Source organism: Mycobacterium leprae TN (assembly GCF_000195855.1).
Lineage (GTDB): Bacteria > Actinomycetota > Actinomycetes > Mycobacteriales > Mycobacteriaceae > Mycobacterium > Mycobacterium leprae.
Map to the genome: position 1 here is coordinate 2,997,770 of NC_002677.1, position 18,642 is coordinate 3,016,411.

Consider the following 18,642-nt stretch of genomic DNA (forward strand, 5'->3'; position numbering starts at 1 on the left):
TCCTGCCAGCTCTGCACCGCCCCACTTGGCTGGACAGATCCTGCACCCTCCGGGCTAGCCGCCTGACAGTAGCACCCGATCGCCCGGTGTGGACTGGCATTAACGCGGGCTGTCCCCCGGGCCTTATGAGACACGAACGGCGACTTCCAGCATGCCGATTCCCCCATTGTCAACAACATGCTATGACAAGCCGCCTCAAAATACCGCCGGTCGTTAGAAAAACCAATTCCTTCGTCTTAGCATGTTTCCCCAGACAACTTTCGCAAACAATGCTATGAAACCACGCATCGTGGTTAGCACATATCTCCACAGCCGCGTCCAGTCGACGAGCATTTCTGCCGGATAAGCACCACGCACAGGGTCACCACCACCTTAACCACCAACAGCAAGATTCAAGACCGGAATCATCGTATAGTCGGGATCAATTGAATGGCCACTGGCGGACTGGGTCGTTGGGATTTTCGATGCCGGTCGCTAAAACACTGGAATCTGGAATAGGGTTCCATGCTATCTGCGTAATCCGGCCAGAAGTACATGCCGATTGTATTCCAGGTGACTCACTAGTTATGCCACACGTTGTCCACCACAATCGGGGCGTCTCAAAAGCTGTGCCCTCGGGGTTTGCGTGGACCGTATTCCCGACGGCCACTCTCCGTTGCCGTACCACTCCATGAGATCGACTTCTCCGCTGCGACTAGGGTCATCATTGGACAAACCACCAAGCAGACCAGCAACCGCTGGTAAAGCAGTTGAGTTTTATTCGTGCTTCCCAAGTGGTCCCGATGGATCCTCGCCAAGTACCATTGACTAAGCTACCGAAGTAACCGGTGCGGTCTCTTCTGGCGCTCATAACGAGATTGCAATTGCTGTCAAGAAACACGTTTTGGCGACTTACCCAAAAAACTTCGGTTCTGTCAAAACCGGCCGGGTTCCTGATCAACGTGCGGTAGTTTTAAAACACAATCCACGTCGACCGGTCCGGTGATAAGCCCGCTGAACCGGAAAACTCGTCGTGAAACAGGAATTCCCCGGATTGTGTCGTGGGCGCGGCAGGAGGTGGTTACAGTGGGGAAGCTCTTCTTTCAGCATCGGGTCAGCGGCAGCGAATGTGCCTAACCCTGCCATCATCACGCGGAGACGATCAAGACTCTAGCATAAGCCAAGGACCGTAGCAGCCAGCGCGCAGCTGCCCTGAAACCAACCGACGCAGCAATCTAAGCTTCCGTCAATTCGGTTGAGCAAATCGGGCACGCAATTGAAACTACCGAAGCACCGCAACCCCTCCAAAAGGACCGAAAGCTCCTCAGGTAATGGCCCATTATGCACGATCCGGTGTGGCAGCATCGGGTCATGGAACCCCAGGATGGTCCGAAGCCCGTATCCGGGAGTGGAGCGCCCGCTGGCCAACTAGGAACACTGTACCCGAACTGTGGGGGAATGCAGCCACCACACAGTTACAGCTATGTACTCGTCCTGCCGGTTTCTCCGCCGCCGTCCTCCGATTACGACGGCCCGATCCGGGACCTGTCGCCAAGACCGCACTTGGGCATTCGCCTGTGGTGGACCCGGTGAACGTTGTGTTAATGTTGACTGCCGTCGGCGGCATAGCCACATTAAGCGCACACCGATTGTCCCACGGCAACTTCGTCATTTTGTCCCTTACCCCTGAGTATTTCCCGTCCCAGTTCACCGAGAAGGAGCCCCAGCAGCCCGGGTTCCCTGTAAGTCGGTCTCAAACGTCCAACGCTAGAGCGTCGACACCACCGACGACCAAGCCCGCTCCATCAGCATCTCCGGCGTCAATCAGAGCAAGATGACCGTTTGTAACAACAGCATTGTGGGCGTCAGCTGGAGTCTCCAAACACCGTCGTTATCACCGGCCATCGTGCCAACCTCACCCTGTCCGGCGTGAAGAACTCAGTCACCGTCGACTCGGGCGACACCATCGACACACCCGGCTTCAACAACCAAGTCATTTATCGCTCCGACTTACCGAGCATAGACAAGTCCAACGACTCGGACGTCGTCCAACAGAGCTGGCTGCGACTACAACTGTTGCGTCGACTCTTGGTGAGAGTCGAGCACACTGACCGCGATGCCGTACGGCAAAAAGCGCACTTTGCGCTTCGGATCAACGTTGTTCTTGTTCGCCCGCAGAGCATCGAGTTCGGTTGCATAAACCTGTTCGACCCGAGCGGCGCCGTCGCCGGTCACGGTGTAGATGGCCCACACACCGTCACCGGCCTCATCGGCGGTTTCCTGCGCGGGACGTGCACGCCGTGACAAGTCCTCGAAGATCGCCGACCATGCTGTCCGAACACCTGGGCCACCGACAAATCGGCTGATCCGCTCAAAGGCGTCGCGCAGTCCCTCACTACCCTCCTTGATCAGTCGATCGAAATCGTCGGGATCAAATCCGAATGCACTGTACTCGCCCACCCGACCTCCTTGCTGTTGGTAGCTGGACACTGCCCAGTGTGCGCTTCGCCGAAGCCATCCGCCACGTTTCGTAGCCCAGCACCAGACCTGGGAGCGGGGGCGGTGCGCCGGTGGATAGCTTGAAATCGGGATCCCGAAGAACGGGACGTGCAGCTACATCGTTATGATTGGAGTGGGCTGTTGAGTCTCGACCAGCGGTGACGGTGGGAACGACACCGCAGCCGGCGGGGTAGTACCCGGGACAGCCGATAGCGAGATCTATGGCACCGACAGCAGGCTAAGCGACGACCGAAGCGCAAGAGTGACGACGCCGGTGCGAGCGCTGGGCCACTGAGCGTGCATTAAACGCTAACGAAATCACCACCAGCGACCACACGATGGCAGCGATCCCACTATTGCACTACCGGACCAGTATGTTAAAACCCCCTGCCTCTGCACGGTCTGGTCGTCATACAGAGCACTATAGCCAGAATATTCTCGCCCATGTCTGCATGTGCGCAGACGTCGAGATCTGTCGGATTCAGCACACGGAGGGTTACCTCGCCGGTATACACTCCAGCACAGTGAGCCAGAGTGGCCCGATCACGCCGCGAATAGTGGCATGTTCGTAGAAGCCAGAGCAGCCCCGCAGTCTAGCGTTATCTCCGATTTCCCAGGGACGCTGACCTCGAGCAAAGGCGCTGTCTAGAGTCCAGGCTTGAGTGTGACGGCGTCGGTTCGGATAGCTGATAATTAATTACGCCGTCCGCCTACGAGGTGAGTTCGACGTCAGCAGACTTAGGCGCACACCAGGCGCTGCCGGCGACATCAACGACAGCCAACGTTGCGTTGTCTGGATTTACAAACCAACATGGCGATGGGCTGGTAACCGATCCCAGCGCCAATACTGCGGCAACGAATAACGAGAAGACTATGAAGTCGCCGAATCCCCACCGACAACTAGCTGGAACATGTACCGCCCGACGATGATGCCGTCGGTATTCTCGCTTTTGATCAGCACCAAGTGGACCGTCGTAGGTGCCATCGATACCCCAAGTAAGATGTTCACTGGTACTCCAAAGTTTCAAAAGGCCGGCAAAACGTTGTTTAGCTGCTAGCCACGATTTGAGTGGACGGACCGCACCGTGCGGGCTGTCATTGATGAACTGGGAACGTTTATCAAATTTCGGCCAGCAACGACGAGGCATCACAACGGCAACTTGTCACCAGCTTGGGTTGGGGTGGGTAACGCGTGTAACCGGGCACCGACCTAACTACCTGATCAATGTATATGGTGGCCGACGGCTTAATCGTTGGTACGATGGTTACCTTGGTAACCATCGATGGCACTGTTGTCACAAGTACCTGCGGCGGTACCGAATAGCGAAGCCGGCGTCTCATAGTGCCGCTTAGCGGCAAAGTATAACACTTGGGACCGGACTTGCTGCTAATGAACAGGGCAGCAGTGCCGGCCGAAGTGTTACGTTTAAGCACCGCCAGGGCTTTAGTGCTTTACTGTATGCTCATTAGCGAGTACAATATATTTCCGGTCACAATCATGGCTACCAAGGCGCACAGCACGATGACCAGATTGTCAACGCTTTGGACATGCCGCCAGGACCGTCCTAGGGCGGCTCGATCACGTTTAGCCGCACCGCAGAGACACGTCGGATCGTCTTCGTACAAAGAATCGCGGCTAAAACGCTCCGATACCCCCCCGAATATTCGGCCTGCTACGAGGACAAATCGCGCTTGGTCAAGGCATCCGTATCGACCACCAACACCCCAGCGTCTAAGACGGCCGGTAATTCGATAACCTGGGTACTTGCCACCACAGACAGGCCGACGGATGTGCGCGTCCGTATGTCCAGCTCTTCCTCGCGCAAGGCCAGCCCCGTAACATAACGGCAACGCACCGCAGGCAGCTACGAACGGCAAGCTACGACATGGTCACGACCGGTCTGCGACTGTGCACCGAAAGACGTTCAGTGCGTGATCGACAGCCTCTAAGTCTGTCCAACTCTTGCAACTGACACACCAGCATGTCGTCGACATGCGTAAATGACGCCGGTCAGCCGGTCCTGGATCAGATGCCCCAGCTCGTCACGAGTCAGCGTTATACGGGAACGCCGTCCACCAAGTTCAGCAGCCAATTCTGTGACAGTGCCAGTAGATAACAACTCTTTAGCAGCTTGGCATTATCCATCTGGACAGCATCACCCAAAAAATTCATTGGGGACCACAGAGTCATCGCTCCACAAAGCCACTCACGCGCCAGCCAGAGTCGTTCATACTCAGGATGATACTCGAGAACAACGATTTTCGATGAATAGTGCTGATAAAGGGTCAGTACGGCACGGCGACTCGCCGGAAGAAGCCAATTAGACACTGCGCCGCCGGTGGTGCCGATCGACAGCCCCAGCGGGTCGTAGAGGGCTGGCTTTAACTATAGCCGCAATCAGTATCCTAACCACGCCGTTATCAACCCCTCATTGGTATCTGGTCGATGCGGTTATGTAACAGAAGTGGTACCGCTATCACCTTGATCAAATGGGGTCGATCCCCTTGCACACTTGAAAAGTCATCACGCGCCGTCGATCCCAAGATCACCGCGCACTGCGTTCACATCACAGTGAACGGCAGCGAGCAACTCTTCTCGAACTGGAATGTGGACCCACACCTAACCTTGGTGACCATCACCTCTGGTAGTTCAGTTGTGGCGTGGCAATGTCGTTTTGCGCCAATTCTGCAGTCCAATATCCAATATAAGTGCTCGTCCTCCTGGTCCGAACTTGAATGTGCAGGGACGGCGCGGTGGCAATCGCCTGCAACGGCTACACGGAATCCGGTTAGCGCATGAATATCTACGCTCCGTCGAAGTGGTTCAGCGACCGGTCAATAGCTAGCCGATTCGCTATCCTTTTGGCAGCCATGCAGCCAGTCGGGTTCAGCATAGGATACAATTTCAACAACCGTGCCACGCCCTCGATGTCGTCGGGCAGCGCCAACGCGCGGTGATATGTGCTCAACGGCGAGCCCAGCCAGGCAGCTCAGTTGGCGGGTGCCGACCGAAACTGCGAATTCGGTGTCGGCCCCAGCGTTCGGAAACACACACTGCGAGCACAAACGACAAATACAGCAGGTGCATCTGCAGGCACACTTCGTTGTCCATCCGCATTAGGGCAGAGTGCGAGAACACTCCAAAAGTCGAGGTTAGACAACAATGGACCCGAGTAATCGGCCAAGACCTCGTCGGAACAGTTAACAGCAGCGAGTTTCCAACTAGCCGAATTGGTTTCGAGGACCAGCTGCAAGACAATAATACACTCGACCACCTGGCGCACTTCGCCGAGGGTGACAGTCACCGCGATGCATTGCCGTATGTTATGGCGCTGGAGTGGATAGGACGCATCTGCGCGCGGATTGCTCGACGGCGCGGTGGCATCGACGTTGGAGCCACCGATGTTATGACACATTCCGAAGACTAAACAGGGGCACCTATCGACTCTACATAGAGCAGCGCACCGCAGTGGTCGAGGCAGAATTCGACGCGGCCACGGTCGGCAATCCATGAACTGCGGCAAAGCGCCGATGTCGAGCTGCAGACCTTTGACGAGGGTCGGCATATCGTCGCCGTCAAAGTTCAGCGCCTGCTAAATGCGCTTAGTATAGACCAGGCTAGCGGACGTCCAATCCTCCACGGTTGTCTGCAACATTGCTTCGTGGCCGAACTTCTCAACACACCAGGCCATGACAAAGTGGTCGATCACATGCCCGATCACCAGCAATTCGTGAACCAAGGTCGGCAACTCTCGTTGCGAGACAACGGTGCGTACCGGTTTCAAGCATGACTCAAAACTAGTCACGCGACGAACCTTCGGCAACACCTGCATTTGCTACAATGACATAATAAGTGTTCACGATACGGCCGTCGACTTCGAAGCAATCAAGCAGATCAAGTATCGGTACCTACGCGCGCTAGATACCAAGCACTGGGACAACTTTACCCATACCTTGACCGGACGACGTTTCTGGCGACTATGGCTCCTACTGCAGCGAGGAACTGCACTTCACCAACCGTACCTACTTGGTGGACTACATGCGCTCAATGATCCCTCCGGCACGCATCGAGAATCGTGTGACACACCCGAAAATCACCGTAAACCGGCAATACCGCACAAGCAACGCGGTATTCTTCCAGGGCAGGTTATCGTTGCCGAGTCCAATTTCATGCTGATCAGTTCAGCCTTTTACCACTACCAGTACCGATACACCGACAGTAGTTTTTTAAAGTGAAACCTGGCTGCGCATTAACGCTACTATCCGCCGGACAACTCCAAGTGCAAACCGTGCCAAGACCCTAAATTCCATCGTAAAGTTCACAATCAAGACCTAACCCCCCCTACTTCGTTATAGCAATCACCGCACCGGGCCGCAACCAGCGAAGGATCTGCACCAGCGTCACGTCGTCGATCGCTACACAACCCTCCGTCGGACCACCACCAGTGGTATGCAAGAAGAACGCGGAACCACTTCCGGGAACCTTAGCCTTGTTGACGCCCATGACCACCGCATGCTTGTACGACGGGATTTGCAGGTTCTCGCTTTCTGCCGTATTGAATCGGCAATGCGATTTCTGACACACCTGCATGGTGTTGAAAGTTGGGCTATGGTCATCGCCGCTCCACCAGTGATTGGGCCCGACTTGAGTGTAGGGCAACTGGCTACCAGGATTCGGCGCGGTACCAAAAGCGGAGTCAAGACTGTAAACCCCCATCGGGGTGGCCGGATAGCCACTCTTGGCCTGCGCCACCAGGCCTGCCGAGCCGACGTAGGTAGGAATGCCGGTCTTGAGCGGTTGCCAGCCCGTGCCGGTGCGCTGGTAGATATCCATTTTCGCGTTCGATCCGCCAGTACTTACAACCGAAACCACCTGCGTGGCATTGCCTACTTTATTTGCGAACCAGGCAGCTCCGGCCGCCGCACCGATCGGTGCAAGTATTAAGGTGGCCCAAGCCGCACAGACCACAGCGCTCAGCAGAGCTATCAGTCGGCACATAGGGTTTCATGATCAGACCCACCCAGACTCAAGGTCAAGTAAAACTTGAGACTCGGTTAGGTCACCGCGTTGTGATCTAACCACAGCGCAGTTTTACATAGGGCCGTCCCCAACTCGGGTTCGACTAGCTCGGACTGCCCCATCGGCGACGACAATGGACCAAAAGCACCTGCGCAACAAGCTTCTCACCTCGGTCGGATCGTTGGCGCTTCTCATCGACGGATGAAATACCCACGGGGCTAGCATGATGCACGTCCAGCACAACCCTGACCCCTGGCGATCCGTACTGTCAGCACGCTCAGAAGCAGCCACGACAACCGCCACGCACTGCGCTACTCAACAGCAACATCACGACGATAAGCAGCGCTAGCAAGCTGGTCGTCACTTTAAGCGCGTGACCGGACGAAAATTAAGGTCGATGGTACGTTCTAACAGCGCCATCATCGGTCGTCACCAGGTGGCAAACAGACCAACAACACCAAAGCAACCGCTACGCCCAGCACCCGCAACGTGACCGGAACCAAGTCATAAAGACACATCATCCCAGAACCGCACCCACCCCTACTGTTGTGCGCGACGTTCAACAACAGCGAATCAACGCTGTGCAGCCAACTCCAATCCTGCTGGTGGCCCATCCAGATGACCACATAACACATAAACCACGACAGCAGCTAAAGCAACAACAGCCAGCCAGGATTTTACATGTCGGCCACAACATAATCTATACGAATAAATATAAATAAATACAACAATATACCCCTGAAACTCTCACTCGGGGATATATCTGGCCGGATGGCGGCCTATGTTCGTTCACAAGTGACTCGGCATTGGCAAGCTGCCCGACGGTTCCGTCGACGCAATCACCGACACGCGGGCGTCACCCAGTGTCGACAGTTACGTGGATTCGGTGGTATTCACCACCGAGCGGATCCTGGCGACACTATGAAGCGGTATCGGGGTTGGCCCGGACAGCGACTGGCTGGCGCTGAAACCAGGCACAGACGGGTGCTGCGCAAGCTGAGATCTGGCCCACCAGGCTGCAATTCTCTCGACGTTGCCGAGGGCGACCCAAAGTTCAGCGGCCAACTGTCCCTACATTACAAGGACGTCATCGGCGACGATATGCAGGCAGGCCTGCCACTTTATATCACTGGCTTTTGATATCCTGGCTGAATACGTCTTCTGTGCCGGCAGGCGTCATATCATATATAGTCCATGATTCGTGGCCAGGACGGTTGAAGTAGCACCACTAGGGTTCCTATGACCGCCGCTAACAGAGCTCGGTGGTAATTCCAATCAGCGTGACCCAGCTGGAACCCACAGTAAGCACCCAGAATGCCTGACTCCCGTGGACAACGGATACGTCCATTGGGCCACCACGATACAGTCGAAGACCGCTATGTCCTGGTCATCCTGGGTGACCTACTAACTAACCATCGTTTAAACAACTTCATGCACGATCGGCGCGCATCCCTGGCACCCGGAATTACAGTGGCCCCATCAGCCATCTCATAGGGATTGCCGTAGACCACATCTGTAGAGTGCGATCGTCAGAAAGCTGTTCGAGCAGATCAGAAAGTTTCACCGTATACTCTATATTTTTCTACAAGCTTCATCCTAGCTACAATTTTCTACATGGCCGGGTGGCCGATCACGCATTCAATGCTCAAGAGCTCCGGGCCGTATACTACGTGACCGCCCAACTGCGAGACATGCGCCAGTTTGTGCTGGGCTCCATAGTACCACCTTATGCTTGTTACAAGCCGCACACGCCGTGACCAGTGTTGGTCTGATGCAGTCGGGAGCGCTTCATCCGGATCACCGATGAGCGGCTGCGCGGACGGATTCACGCACTGGTCGACGAAGAACGCACGCTTATCGCACAAGCCTTAGGACCACGGGCCCAGGAGTTTCTGCAGGTTAAGGTTGAGGGCATTCTCGAGTGTGCTGAACTCTTGGTAGTGGCGTTGTTCGATGATCGCGAAAGACACGTCTTCGGCCGACATACGCTACCGCAGATGGACTTAGCATAGATATCGTGCGCCATACCGAACCTGTGGCTGGCAGCTCTTTGCATGGGCTGGGTGTCTTTGTTCGATCCCGACTGGTTGGCAACCCTACTGGCAATGCCAGTCAATGCCGAACCGGTGGCCATCCTGTGTCTGGGCCCAGTGCCCAAGTTTCTTGATCAGCTTGTGCTAGAATTAGTATGGCTGAGCATTCGCGCAACCGGTGTCGGAATTCGTATCTGAGAACCGATGGGGTCAACCACGGCGGGAGTTATCCACGCCGCAGCATCAGACGGCCGCTACGCTAGTCGGCGACCAATCGATCAAGTCCGTTCCCGACGACCAAGGCCACCAACTCGTACAGAGTTACGTACGGCGTCACCCCAGTGAATGCAACGTTAAGGTATCGTGCTATTGCCCGGCCCACCACAACTGCTGCGGTGAGCTACTGGAAAGTCGACGTCAGCGCCAACCCCGGGTTGGGTGGCAACCACGGCAGTAAGTCACAACACATTGGTAACCAACAGCATTCAAGCATAACCTGGCCCTGCTTGCAGGAGTCCTTCGCACCAGTGCAGTATGAGCGCCGGATAATATGTCGAAAATGACGGGTGGCAGTGCAGCGAGGGGCGACAACGCAACAAAAGGAAAGACAACTTGCTGATCGTTCCCTGGCACGACCTGGGGCGCCAGCTCAGCGTATACGGACACCTTGGAGGTATCCAGCACGCAGATGGATAAGCCTCGCAGCGAGGGCATTCTGTTCGCCAGGGCTTATACCATCGCGCAGCTGTACTCGCAGTCCTGAGGATCGCTATTCACCGGTCACTACCCGAACACCAATGGACTGGTCAGCCTAGCCGATGACGGCTAACAATACCTCGCCGGGGCAACACCCTTACTCAGATTTTATCTGAATAAAGTTCTTTTCAGTTCTTCTGCGCCATGCAGCATGCATGCTGCATGAAATTGCTGGGCGTCGATGTGGCCTACGTGTCGAACTCCTACTGCGAGTAGGTAATCAACAAGGCCGAGGACTAACTGCGCAGCACCGTGCCGGGCTTGCCGGACAACTATTTCTGTTGACGACCAGGCTCTTTGAAACCCGCCGGCCCTACCCGCATGACCACTACCAATCTGGCGACAGTACGGCCGTCGATCTGAGACTGACTACCGACCTGATACCCCAGAGGGGCGCAAGACCTCGCCAAATTCTACGAATCCACCGCCGACGCCGCTGTCGGCCAGTATTGGACACATTGACCTAGACCGACCCCGGTGCCCATACTTAGGTGATATTCTTCGCCTATCATGGCCAGGCGTTTTCCCAGGCTAAATCCACGTTGTATAACGCCAGACCCGGCATCGCACTAGTCATCCGCACAGGGCCCACCACCCAGGAACTGCCCCTGCGGCTAAGACGAACTGTTCAGCAGTGACGACCTGGTTCCGACACTGTTAGAACTGACAAGTCTGAACATGTCGACCGATATCGAACAGTATGTCGCACACCGGTCTGCTGCGTGCTCCAGACAACCACATTATCGAACTCACCTAACACTACCCAATACCTACCACGACTCCTATGATATGATTAAAGCAATCTGCACAAGAGAAATACAGCTAAATCGAAAACTACGCGGACCGACCACTGCGAGATCTACAGTGGGATATCCAGACCAGACCGCTGGGACAGACCGTCGCATGGCATCCAGAGCGCTAATCATGGATTAAACGTTCCACAAGCGGCGTCCGCATCGCCGAGATCTGGAAGACCAGGAAAACACTTGGCGCGCTTGATTAGCCAAGGAGGCGATCAGGCAAGACCAGCGCCTGACACCCTCACCAATGCTGGAACGGTAGGTTAACCGTCGTTCCGACGAGTGGGTCGGCCGCTAATGGCAGGAGACACTTCATACTGAGATGACCCAGCTGAGCGGCGCCTGCCACCAATCTCGACAACGACGAACACCTGCCGGAACGGCAAGATTGTCGTGCCATCAGGCCGAAACGGCTGGGCTTCGGGTCGCGGTGCACGATGAAACCCCTGCCGCAGGAGCGGGCCAGCGGAGCCGGGTCAGCAAGTCGGCGTCCGTATCCGTGTGTCCGTCAAGTCGTTGAGCGGAGAACAAATCCAACACTGCCAGCGCCGGCCGGTGATTTCCATGTTGCGGGGTCAATCCTGCCAATGGTGCGGCCCCTTGTGGAGCCGTATCGGTGAGAAACGCACACGCAGCTGCAATGGTGTTGCGGTTACTTGAGGAGTCGGGGCAGGCGATCTCTAGCGCCGTCCAAGTCTCGCGCGCTGGGTATAACCGGACCGCATCCAACGTGCCAGGCAATTCGTCATCGACATTGACCCGGTAGGCGGTAAGGTAGTCTGAGCCTTGCTGCATCCCGCGCCACGTCTCGTCACCGGCAGCCGTGATCAACCGCGGGATACCATCCGGCACGGCCAAGCTGACCTCCCAACCGATTTCACGAAGGTGGTCAGCGAGCCGACGCGCCGCGACCTGGGCAGTCTCCTGCAACGGGATCCGCGATGAACGCGCCTGCAACGCCGCCAGGTTTTTGGCCGCCGACACTGTCAACCCTATCCAGGTCTCGCACAGTGCACCGTCGGATTCGTTGTTGCGGCTGGTTATTCGAATACTGTCGGCACGGATGCCATAGCAGTTTAGGTACCGGGTAATCAACGGCAGCGGAATCACGTCTGAACCGCCGACCGGTGGCCCCAGCCGCAGCAGCACGGTTGTCCGCGTAGCAGAGCCGGATGCGCTGACTGGCCGACCACGGCGCCACATCATCGCCAGTCGTCGTCGCAAGATGGTGGTCAAGTACAGCCCCCGCCACCAGCCAAACAACACGACTACGACAAGCGCGACGATGCCAAGCAACCAGTAGCTGCGAGTGAACCACCAAGGGTACGCCATAAGCGCGGGCATGACGGCCAGCAGCGCCAGCGTAATCCGGCTGCTGCCCGGCCACATAGCAGCCGGGCGTGATCGGTGCGCACTCACGGGGTGGTACCCTCTCGGCGACGCGCAGCAATCGTGGCAGTCCCGACTACGGCCGCGACCACCATAACCAATGTGGCAGTCCCGGCAAATGCAACGTTTCGCGGCGTGTTGTCCTTCGGTGCTGGCGGCGGCGGTACAGTAACCAGCTTTACTGGGACTGGCGGCGAGTCGTTGGTTGCGGGCAGGTCCCAGGTCAGTGCTGCCACAGAATCCAAAGTACCGGAGCCAACGACGTTGGAGAGCGTCCGGGCACCGGTGTGCGCAGTCGCGGTTATACGGCGCATCACCTGTTTAGCGGTCAGTTCCGGATATTTGCTGCGAACTAACGCCGCGACTCCCGAGACGTAGCCGGCAGCATAGCTGGTGCCGTTCAGCGCGATCTGTTGGTCCCGATCGTTAGGCAGGGCGTTAGCCAGATCTCCACTGTCACGGTTGCTCACCGAAACAATATTTTCGCCCGGCGCCGCAATACCCACCCACGGCCCGGCCATAGTGAATTTCGATGGCCGCCCACTCGGTGTCAGCGACGCCACCGATAGCACGTATGGCTGCCACCACGACGGAATGGAGACCGAGGTGACGCTCGCCCAGTTCCGCGGATCGTCCGGGCGGCCCAGGTCAGTGAGTGGGTTGGACTCGCAGTTCATGTTACCACCAACCGTTCCGGTCGACCCGGCATTGCCCGCCGGAGCCACGAGCAGGGCATCCTTGTCCACTGCCGCATAGCGGATCGCAGCACCAAGCCCGGACTGGTCAATGGACCGATCGGCGGGCAAGCAAGTTATCGCAGAGATGTTAATCACCCGCGCACCGAGGTCTGCAGCATGTACAATAGCTCGGCTGAGCCTGGTCACCTCGAGGGACGCCTGCTTAAGCTGTGGATCGCCACCTAGCGATCGCAGTGAGAACTTGGCGGAGGTCACCCGGATGGACAGCAATCGCGCCGCGGGTGCGACACCCGAAAAACCGTCCTCACCAGAAGGAGCGGGTTGGCCGGCGACTATCCCAGCGACCAGGGTTCCGTGCCCGTCGCAATCGGTCAAGCCGTCGCTCGATTCCACATAGTCGCCGCCGGCCTCGACGTTGGGCAGTCGCGGTCCTGGCCGTACCCCAGTATCGACGATCGCCACCAATTGACCCTCGCCGCGGGAAAACTGCCAGGCTGCAGGAAGATTCAGCATCGATTGACTGGATGTGACGATACCTAGATCGGTGCCGGGGATGACTCCGGAAGTGATACATGAGCCGCGTTGTTGCATTATCTGCACGGGTCCCGGTGCGCCGTTCGGCGGTGGTACACCTGGATCGACTACCGGCGGACTGATTGCGAGTGCCCACGGACAGCCTCGCAACAATGTTGCTTGGAAGACGACCAGAGTCGTTGCGATACCGGCTAGCCCAATTCGAAGTTCAGACCGCATCATCGATACCGCATCATCGATTGAGTACCCAGCTGAAAAGACTAACCAGATAGGCCATGGCGGGGATCAGTGAAGCATCAAGACCGGAGGCGACCATGCCAAGCAGACGGCGCAATGGCAGCGAATAGCTATCCGACGAGGCGATCCGCGGGTTGAGTGCGACCACCGCCCATGCCAACACAACCACGACAAGCACCAGCAGCGCAGCGGAAGCAGCGACGTAACGTCCCGTAGCGGTGTAAAGCCCCAGCAGCACGCTGGCGACCAAATACGGCTGGGCAAGCAACCAGGCTTTACAGGCGACCGAATCCCACACCCGGGCACGCAGTGTAGCGGCAACCGCGGTTGCGGCTACCAAGTACCAGCCCACACTGCTCACCGCCTCAGGACGCAATGCGATCGCCACCGAGCCTAGCATGCTGAGCAACGTGGCGGCGGCGATAAAACCGCTCTGATGAGCAGAGCTGATGCGCACCCGACGCGGCAAGTCCTCAAGCACCTGAAACGACGGCGCCGACGGGGTCGGATCACCCGGTGCCGGGATCACAGGCAATGGGAACCGCGCCCACAATGCGGAGAGCTGAGCCGCCTCGACAGTAACCAGCAAAGCAGCCAGAATCAAGCCACAGCCAATGGTCAATGGCGTTAGCTGCCAGAGCAATGCAGCGCCGGCCTCCAGCATCACAGCAACCCCGATCACCACAGTAGCAGTGAAAAAGGCAACGATCCGCACGCGTTCAGGACCAGGAACGATCAGAGCAATTAGCGACCACGCGGTAACGCCGGCGGAGGCTAACAACACCTGCGCTGGCCCGAATATGCCGGGTACCGCCAGCGCAAAGACGGCACCAATGGGTACCAGCGCTGCGATCGACAGTACCAACCCAGTGCGCGCCGCACGTGACCTAAGGACCAAACCACCCAATGCGATGAGCACCGCGATCACAATGACCACGAGCAATCCGGTCAACGCACCGGTGACTGCCCGATAGGTGACACCCAGCCCAGTTGCCGCAAAGGTCACAGCGGTCGTCGCGGCCAGGGCCCCGCGTCGAATATGCGTCGGGCCCCACGACTGTAGCCGGGCTGTCGAGAAGATCATCGCGGCATCGGCGATATCCTCGACAATACCGGGCGCCGCCGGACCGACTGGCACCGGCTGCAATGCGAGCAGATCACCGTCGACGACTCCAACGGTGTCCAGGCTGGCATCCAGGCTGAATGGTGCTCCACCGATGGGAGCCAGGCTCAGGTGCAAACTCGCGTTGGCAGCCAGCGGAGAATCATTATCCGACGCTGCAGGAACCACCAAACGCTTTACCGCGGGAAGGATTTCGCGCAACGGCAATTCGGTGGGCAGAGCCATTTCTATCAACCGGCTGTCCGCGAGAATGGCGACGCGGACTATCGGCATGACGGCACCGGACGTCACCGGGCCCTCGCAAAATTCTTCTGCAAAGACGTACACCATACTTGGTACATCGTTTTCTCTCTATCTATGACGACCGCATCGCCTGCACGGCCATGGTTTTCACTACTACTACGCTGTGTCACCCGACTGTTTTGAATCGCCGATCGCCTGCTCGGACTTGCGGCCCGCGTCGTAGTCTGGCTATGAAGTTTGGCCAGAGAAATCTCGACACAGTCGCTGGCCGGGGAACCATTGGCCCTCTGGCAAAGTGGCTGTTAGCTGTTCGATTCCGACAGCGATGGCAAAGGGAGTCCCTGGGCTGAACGTGGACACCCACTCGCCGTCGAATGCGCGGGACGGATTGACCAGCACTCGGCCCGTGGTGGTGTCAACGATACTCATCCCGACCTCGGTGGTAGCGTGCTTCCCGTCGCGGCGGCAGCCGGCGACTATCTCGACGTAGCTCCGAGGACCGGAGAACACCGATTCCACCACCGGCTGCGCCGATTTAGGAATACCCAGGTAATCAGCGACTTCCGCTAACGAAGTGCCGGACCGCAATCGTTCGTCGGCCCGAACGCCGACCCGCATCGGCATGCTGAACTCGTCAAAGCGCGCCGGTGGCCGCTGCGCCAAGCCGGCGCCGAGAATCGGCACCAGCCTGAGCGGATCATCGATATCCATTGCGGTAAACGTGATCAACTGCGCACTGCGCAGCGCGACCACGGTTTTGTCACTGACGCCAGCGCGCTGCGCAACCATGCCACGTAGCAGCTCGCTGTCGCCAACGGCCGACGTTGACCTTAAGTAACGGAGGTCGAGCCATCGATCAGGGAAACACACCACCCTGATCCAATCAGCGACTGTCGGATCGACGGAGTTTTCTGCCACCAACAGACCCATCCGTGTCAGTTCGTCCACCTGACGTTCGACGAAGGCGCTCCGTTCCCCAGCGTCGCGATATGGGGTGGTAATAGCCAGAACCCACGGGAAGCTACCCGCTCCAATGACTTCCGCAATGAACCACGCGTGATCGACCGTCAACTCAACGGCGTTGGGATCGACCTTCATGACCGCACGATTAGCCGCCCCATTTGGCGGCTTCAGCTTGGTCGCGGGTGAGCATAGCCAAAGTGTTGTTTTGGTGAGTGTTGGCCATTGCATGGTAGGCACGCACCATCTCTTCCGTGGCCTGGTTCCACTGCACCTGCCAGGCCTGATAACTAATCCCAGTATCGCCCCCCCAGCAAGCTTGCAACGCAGCTTGCTCGGCAGCGATGTCGATGCCCACCCCCTGCAAAGCGCCGGCGCAGGCTGACATATTCCCGGCGTGGTCCAACATTGCCGGGTAGTTGTACATAATCTGTGTCATAACAAATCCTTTCGGTTATTTTTAGTCTAGTAGTCGGATCACAGCCCGGTGGTGTAAGTCGACGCAGCCGTAGCATCGGTGGCCACATACGTCTCTGCTGCCTCACCCAAATGCTGCTGCGCAATATCGAGCAGAGCGTTGATTTTCTCTGCCGCGGTGACAAACTGAGCATGCGCGGACTGAAATGCTGCGGAGCTCTCCCCCTGGTGAAACGCCTGAGCCGAGATCGCCTCACACTCAGCCTGATTAATCTGGCTGCGCATCAACGCAGCCTTGGCAGCGAACGCCGACTCCGAGGCGACCAGTTGTGGGATATGAACATCCAAAAGACTCACAACAATTATATCCTTTCATATTTCGATTACTAACGAACACATAGTGAAATTGCGTTATTAACTTTCCGAGCCTCCTCTCCCCAACCCATTGTGTTGGCTTGGCTGAGCTTGGCAAGATCTCCCGGATCTTGACCCCAGGTATCCAACACCCTCAGCACTTGTGAGCCGCCACCGAACTCATCGCCAACTAGCATGGACAACCCACAACACGCTTAATCATTGGGCACCTAGGCAGGCTTCTTTGTGTACGGTCCCGGCAAATCCGAACGCCCGAGCACTCTAGCCGGACACCACTGCGTGGCAATCGAACATAACTCCGATATTGGCATCCAGAAGTACCCTGTAGAACACACATATTCAGCCAATCGCCAGGACGTTGCTAGCCACATAAACTGCCCCGCCGCAGCAGCGACGACTGGGGGCGCCGCCCCGACGGCCGGATCTGCAAATACTGCAATCTGGGTGGGCAGCCAAGCCAATGATGCAAATAAGCCCAGACTGCTAGCCAGCGGTACCGTGAATGGCGAACTCAAGATAAGAGCCCAGGTCGTCCAGCCTATAGCGTTAAAGAACAACTGGTAGACGACCGCAGACAACAGCAGAACGTATGTCACCAACGCAGCTTCCGAATTGGTCAAGAATGCTTCAATTATCGCTACGGTTTTGGCAATCAGATTCTTCAAAAACTCATAGATGTCTTGATATATCCATAGAGACAAGTTCATGTATGCGTTCCACCGTGCTTGGGGAAGCTGCCAGATCCACGACACAGGATCGTTGGCTGTGGCGCTGACGACTTCCCCGACTCCGGGATTCAGCACGACCGACGCCGAGATGATGCGCGGAGCCGACGCCAGCACTGCCACGATGGCCACCTGATAGGTGGCCATCGTGGCAGTGGCTTGGACCCACATCCGCGGATAGTCGGCATCATTGAGCGCGATCGGGATCGCATTGACCCCAAAAAATTTCGCCGACACCAATACCCCACGGATGATGCGGTTGACAGCCAATTCAACTAACATCGGCATCACCGCTACCGCACTGGTGCATACTGCTGATGCGGTTTTTTCATGCTGGGTAGTCAATCCCACAGCCGCCTGGGCGGGGTACCCTGGAACCGATACTGCTAAGAACGCATTGGGATCTGCTGCAAACGGGCTGTATGCAGTACTTAGCTTGCTCCATGCGGCGGCCGTGGCCAGCAGTAGTCCCGGCCCGGCGCCAGAGCTTAGCGAAACCGAATGCACCGCCGGCGGCGAGGTCATCCAGACAGTTGCACTCATCGTCAGCTTTCCACGATCCCATAAGTTGAAGCTGCCAAGGCATCACTGATTGCATAGTGCGTACTGGATTGGCCTACACCGATACCGGCGCGGCCCAGCTCTTCAACACCTTGGGCTGCCACCAGAGCGTGCTCTTGACCACGAGCACTGAACCCGGCGGCGGTCTGCAACGACACCGGATCCGCCGCCGGCGGCACCACCGCAACGAGGCATGGAAACGCGGCAGCATGCGCGGCCTCCAGCCGTGCCGTCAGCGCCTTCATCGCCTCACTGGTCGCGGCCAGCTTCTCAGGAACAACTCGCAATGTCAT

15 protein-coding genes and 4 pseudogenes are annotated in these 18,642 nt (G+C 57.3%); 4 read left to right on the forward strand and 15 right to left on the reverse strand.

What is annotated here, in order from left to right:
* Positions 1–306 precede the first annotated feature (306 nt).
* A pseudogene (locus tag ML_RS16945) lies at positions 307–1,089 on the reverse strand (glycoside hydrolase family 16 protein); the annotation flags it as partial.
* A 783-nt stretch (positions 1,090–1,872) separates the two neighbouring features.
* Here ML_RS16945 and ML_RS19685 point away from each other — a divergent pair.
* Positions 1,873–1,998 (forward strand): annotated as a pseudogene (locus tag ML_RS19685) (DUF3060 domain-containing protein); the annotation flags it as partial.
* 48 nt (positions 1,999–2,046) lie between these two features.
* Here ML_RS19685 and ML_RS12930 read toward each other — a convergent pair.
* From ML_RS12930 to ML_RS19690, 3 genes are all read right to left on the reverse strand, one after another.
* The gene (locus ML_RS12930; protein WP_010908939.1) at positions 2,047–2,439 is read right to left on the reverse strand and encodes a hypothetical protein; all 393 of its coding nucleotides are present in this window, start codon (positions 2,437–2,439) and stop codon (positions 2,047–2,049) included.
* A gap of 1,712 nt (positions 2,440–4,151) precedes the next feature.
* Positions 4,152–4,304 carry a hypothetical protein gene (locus ML_RS12935; RefSeq protein ID WP_162618291.1) on the reverse strand — a complete coding sequence of 51 codons (153 nt, stop codon included), beginning with the start codon at positions 4,302–4,304 and terminating at the stop codon, positions 4,152–4,154.
* Positions 4,305–5,282: 978 nt separating this feature from the next.
* Complete coding sequence (locus ML_RS19690) at positions 5,283–5,447, reverse strand: hypothetical protein (RefSeq protein WP_414085501.1); 165 nt, start codon at positions 5,445–5,447, stop codon at positions 5,283–5,285.
* 135 nt (positions 5,448–5,582) lie between these two features.
* Between ML_RS19690 and ML_RS19695 the strand changes: the two genes are divergently transcribed.
* The gene (locus tag ML_RS19695) at positions 5,583–5,906 is read left to right on the forward strand and encodes a hypothetical protein (RefSeq protein WP_414085502.1); all 324 of its coding nucleotides are present in this window, start codon (positions 5,583–5,585) and stop codon (positions 5,904–5,906) included.
* 165 nt (positions 5,907–6,071) lie between these two features.
* Here the strand turns inward: ML_RS19695 and ML_RS19700 are convergent, their stop codons facing one another.
* Positions 6,072–6,284, reverse strand: a complete 213-nt coding sequence (locus ML_RS19700) for a hypothetical protein (RefSeq protein ID WP_414085580.1) — start codon at positions 6,282–6,284, stop codon at positions 6,072–6,074.
* Between the two features lie 25 nt (positions 6,285–6,309).
* Here ML_RS19700 and ML_RS18255 point away from each other — a divergent pair.
* Positions 6,310–6,693 (forward strand): annotated as a pseudogene (locus tag ML_RS18255) (nuclear transport factor 2 family protein); the annotation flags it as partial.
* Positions 6,694–6,820: 127 nt separating this feature from the next.
* On the opposite strand, the gene ML_RS12945 reads toward ML_RS18255, so the two are convergent.
* Both ML_RS12945 and ML_RS12950 read right to left on the reverse strand, forming a co-directional pair.
* Positions 6,821–7,477, reverse strand: a complete 657-nt coding sequence (locus ML_RS12945; protein WP_010908940.1) for a L,D-transpeptidase family protein — start codon at positions 7,475–7,477, stop codon at positions 6,821–6,823.
* Between the two features lie 440 nt (positions 7,478–7,917).
* Positions 7,918–8,112, reverse strand: a complete 195-nt coding sequence (locus ML_RS12950; protein ID WP_145985230.1) for a hypothetical protein — start codon at positions 8,110–8,112, stop codon at positions 7,918–7,920.
* Between the two features lie 1,008 nt (positions 8,113–9,120).
* On the opposite strand from ML_RS12950, the pseudogene ML_RS16950 reads away from it, so the two are divergent.
* Positions 9,121–9,757: pseudogene (locus tag ML_RS16950) on the forward strand (nitroreductase family protein); the annotation flags it as partial.
* Positions 9,758–11,486: 1,729 nt separating this feature from the next.
* Here the strand turns inward: ML_RS16950 and eccE are convergent.
* From eccE to ML_RS12990, 8 genes are all read right to left on the reverse strand, one after another.
* Positions 11,487–12,476, reverse strand: a complete 990-nt coding sequence (gene eccE / locus ML_RS12955) for a type VII secretion protein EccE (protein ID WP_172591981.1) — start codon at positions 12,474–12,476, stop codon at positions 11,487–11,489.
* A gap of 26 nt (positions 12,477–12,502) precedes the next feature.
* Positions 12,503–13,930 (reverse strand): type VII secretion-associated serine protease mycosin, encoded by a 1,428-nt coding sequence (gene mycP / locus ML_RS12960; protein ID WP_010908942.1) that lies wholly within the window; start codon positions 13,928–13,930, stop codon positions 12,503–12,505.
* Positions 13,931–13,940: 10 nt separating this feature from the next.
* Entirely contained in the window at positions 13,941–15,398 is a 1,458-nt protein-coding gene (eccD, locus tag ML_RS12965; protein WP_010908943.1) for a type VII secretion integral membrane protein EccD, read from the reverse strand.
* A gap of 141 nt (positions 15,399–15,539) precedes the next feature.
* Positions 15,540–16,409: an ESX secretion-associated protein EspG gene (locus ML_RS12970; RefSeq protein WP_010908944.1), complete on the reverse strand. Its 870-nt coding sequence runs from the start codon at positions 16,407–16,409 to the stop codon at positions 15,540–15,542.
* A gap of 10 nt (positions 16,410–16,419) precedes the next feature.
* On the reverse strand, positions 16,420–16,710 hold the full coding sequence (locus ML_RS12975) for a WXG100 family type VII secretion target (protein WP_010908945.1): 291 nt from the start codon (positions 16,708–16,710) through the stop codon (positions 16,420–16,422).
* 38 nt (positions 16,711–16,748) lie between these two features.
* Positions 16,749–17,045, reverse strand: a complete 297-nt coding sequence (locus tag ML_RS12980; RefSeq protein WP_010908946.1) for a WXG100 family type VII secretion target — start codon at positions 17,043–17,045, stop codon at positions 16,749–16,751.
* A gap of 227 nt (positions 17,046–17,272) precedes the next feature.
* Complete coding sequence (locus tag ML_RS12985) at positions 17,273–18,331, reverse strand: PPE family protein (RefSeq protein ID WP_049769909.1); 1,059 nt, start codon at positions 18,329–18,331, stop codon at positions 17,273–17,275.
* Positions 18,332–18,333: 2 nt separating this feature from the next.
* Positions 18,334–18,642 carry a PE family protein gene (locus ML_RS12990; protein WP_010908947.1) on the reverse strand — a complete coding sequence of 103 codons (309 nt, stop codon included), beginning with the start codon at positions 18,640–18,642 and terminating at the stop codon, positions 18,334–18,336.

Coding starts and splice junctions, on each gene's coding strand:
- ML_RS12945 (WP_010908940.1), bottom strand. CDS start 7,477: ATGTGCCGACTGATAGCTCTGCTGAGCGCTGTGGTCTGTGCGGCTTGG.
- ML_RS12950 (WP_145985230.1), bottom strand. CDS start 8,112: ATGGGCCACCAGCAGGATTGGAGTTGGCTGCACAGCGTTGATTCGCTG.
- eccE (WP_172591981.1), bottom strand. CDS start 12,476: ATGTGGCCGGGCAGCAGCCGGATTACGCTGGCGCTGCTGGCCGTCATG.
- mycP (WP_010908942.1), bottom strand. CDS start 13,930: ATGATGCGGTCTGAACTTCGAATTGGGCTAGCCGGTATCGCAACGACT.
- eccD (WP_010908943.1), bottom strand. CDS start 15,398: ATGGTGTACGTCTTTGCAGAAGAATTTTGCGAGGGCCCGGTGACGTCC.
- ML_RS12970 (WP_010908944.1), bottom strand. CDS start 16,409: ATGAAGGTCGATCCCAACGCCGTTGAGTTGACGGTCGATCACGCGTGG.
- ML_RS12975 (WP_010908945.1), bottom strand. CDS start 16,710: ATGACACAGATTATGTACAACTACCCGGCAATGTTGGACCACGCCGGG.
- ML_RS12985 (WP_049769909.1), bottom strand. CDS start 18,331: ATGAGTGCAACTGTCTGGATGACCTCGCCGCCGGCGGTGCATTCGGTT.
- ML_RS12990 (WP_010908947.1), bottom strand. CDS start 18,642: ATGACATTGCGAGTTGTTCCTGAGAAGCTGGCCGCGACCAGTGAGGCG.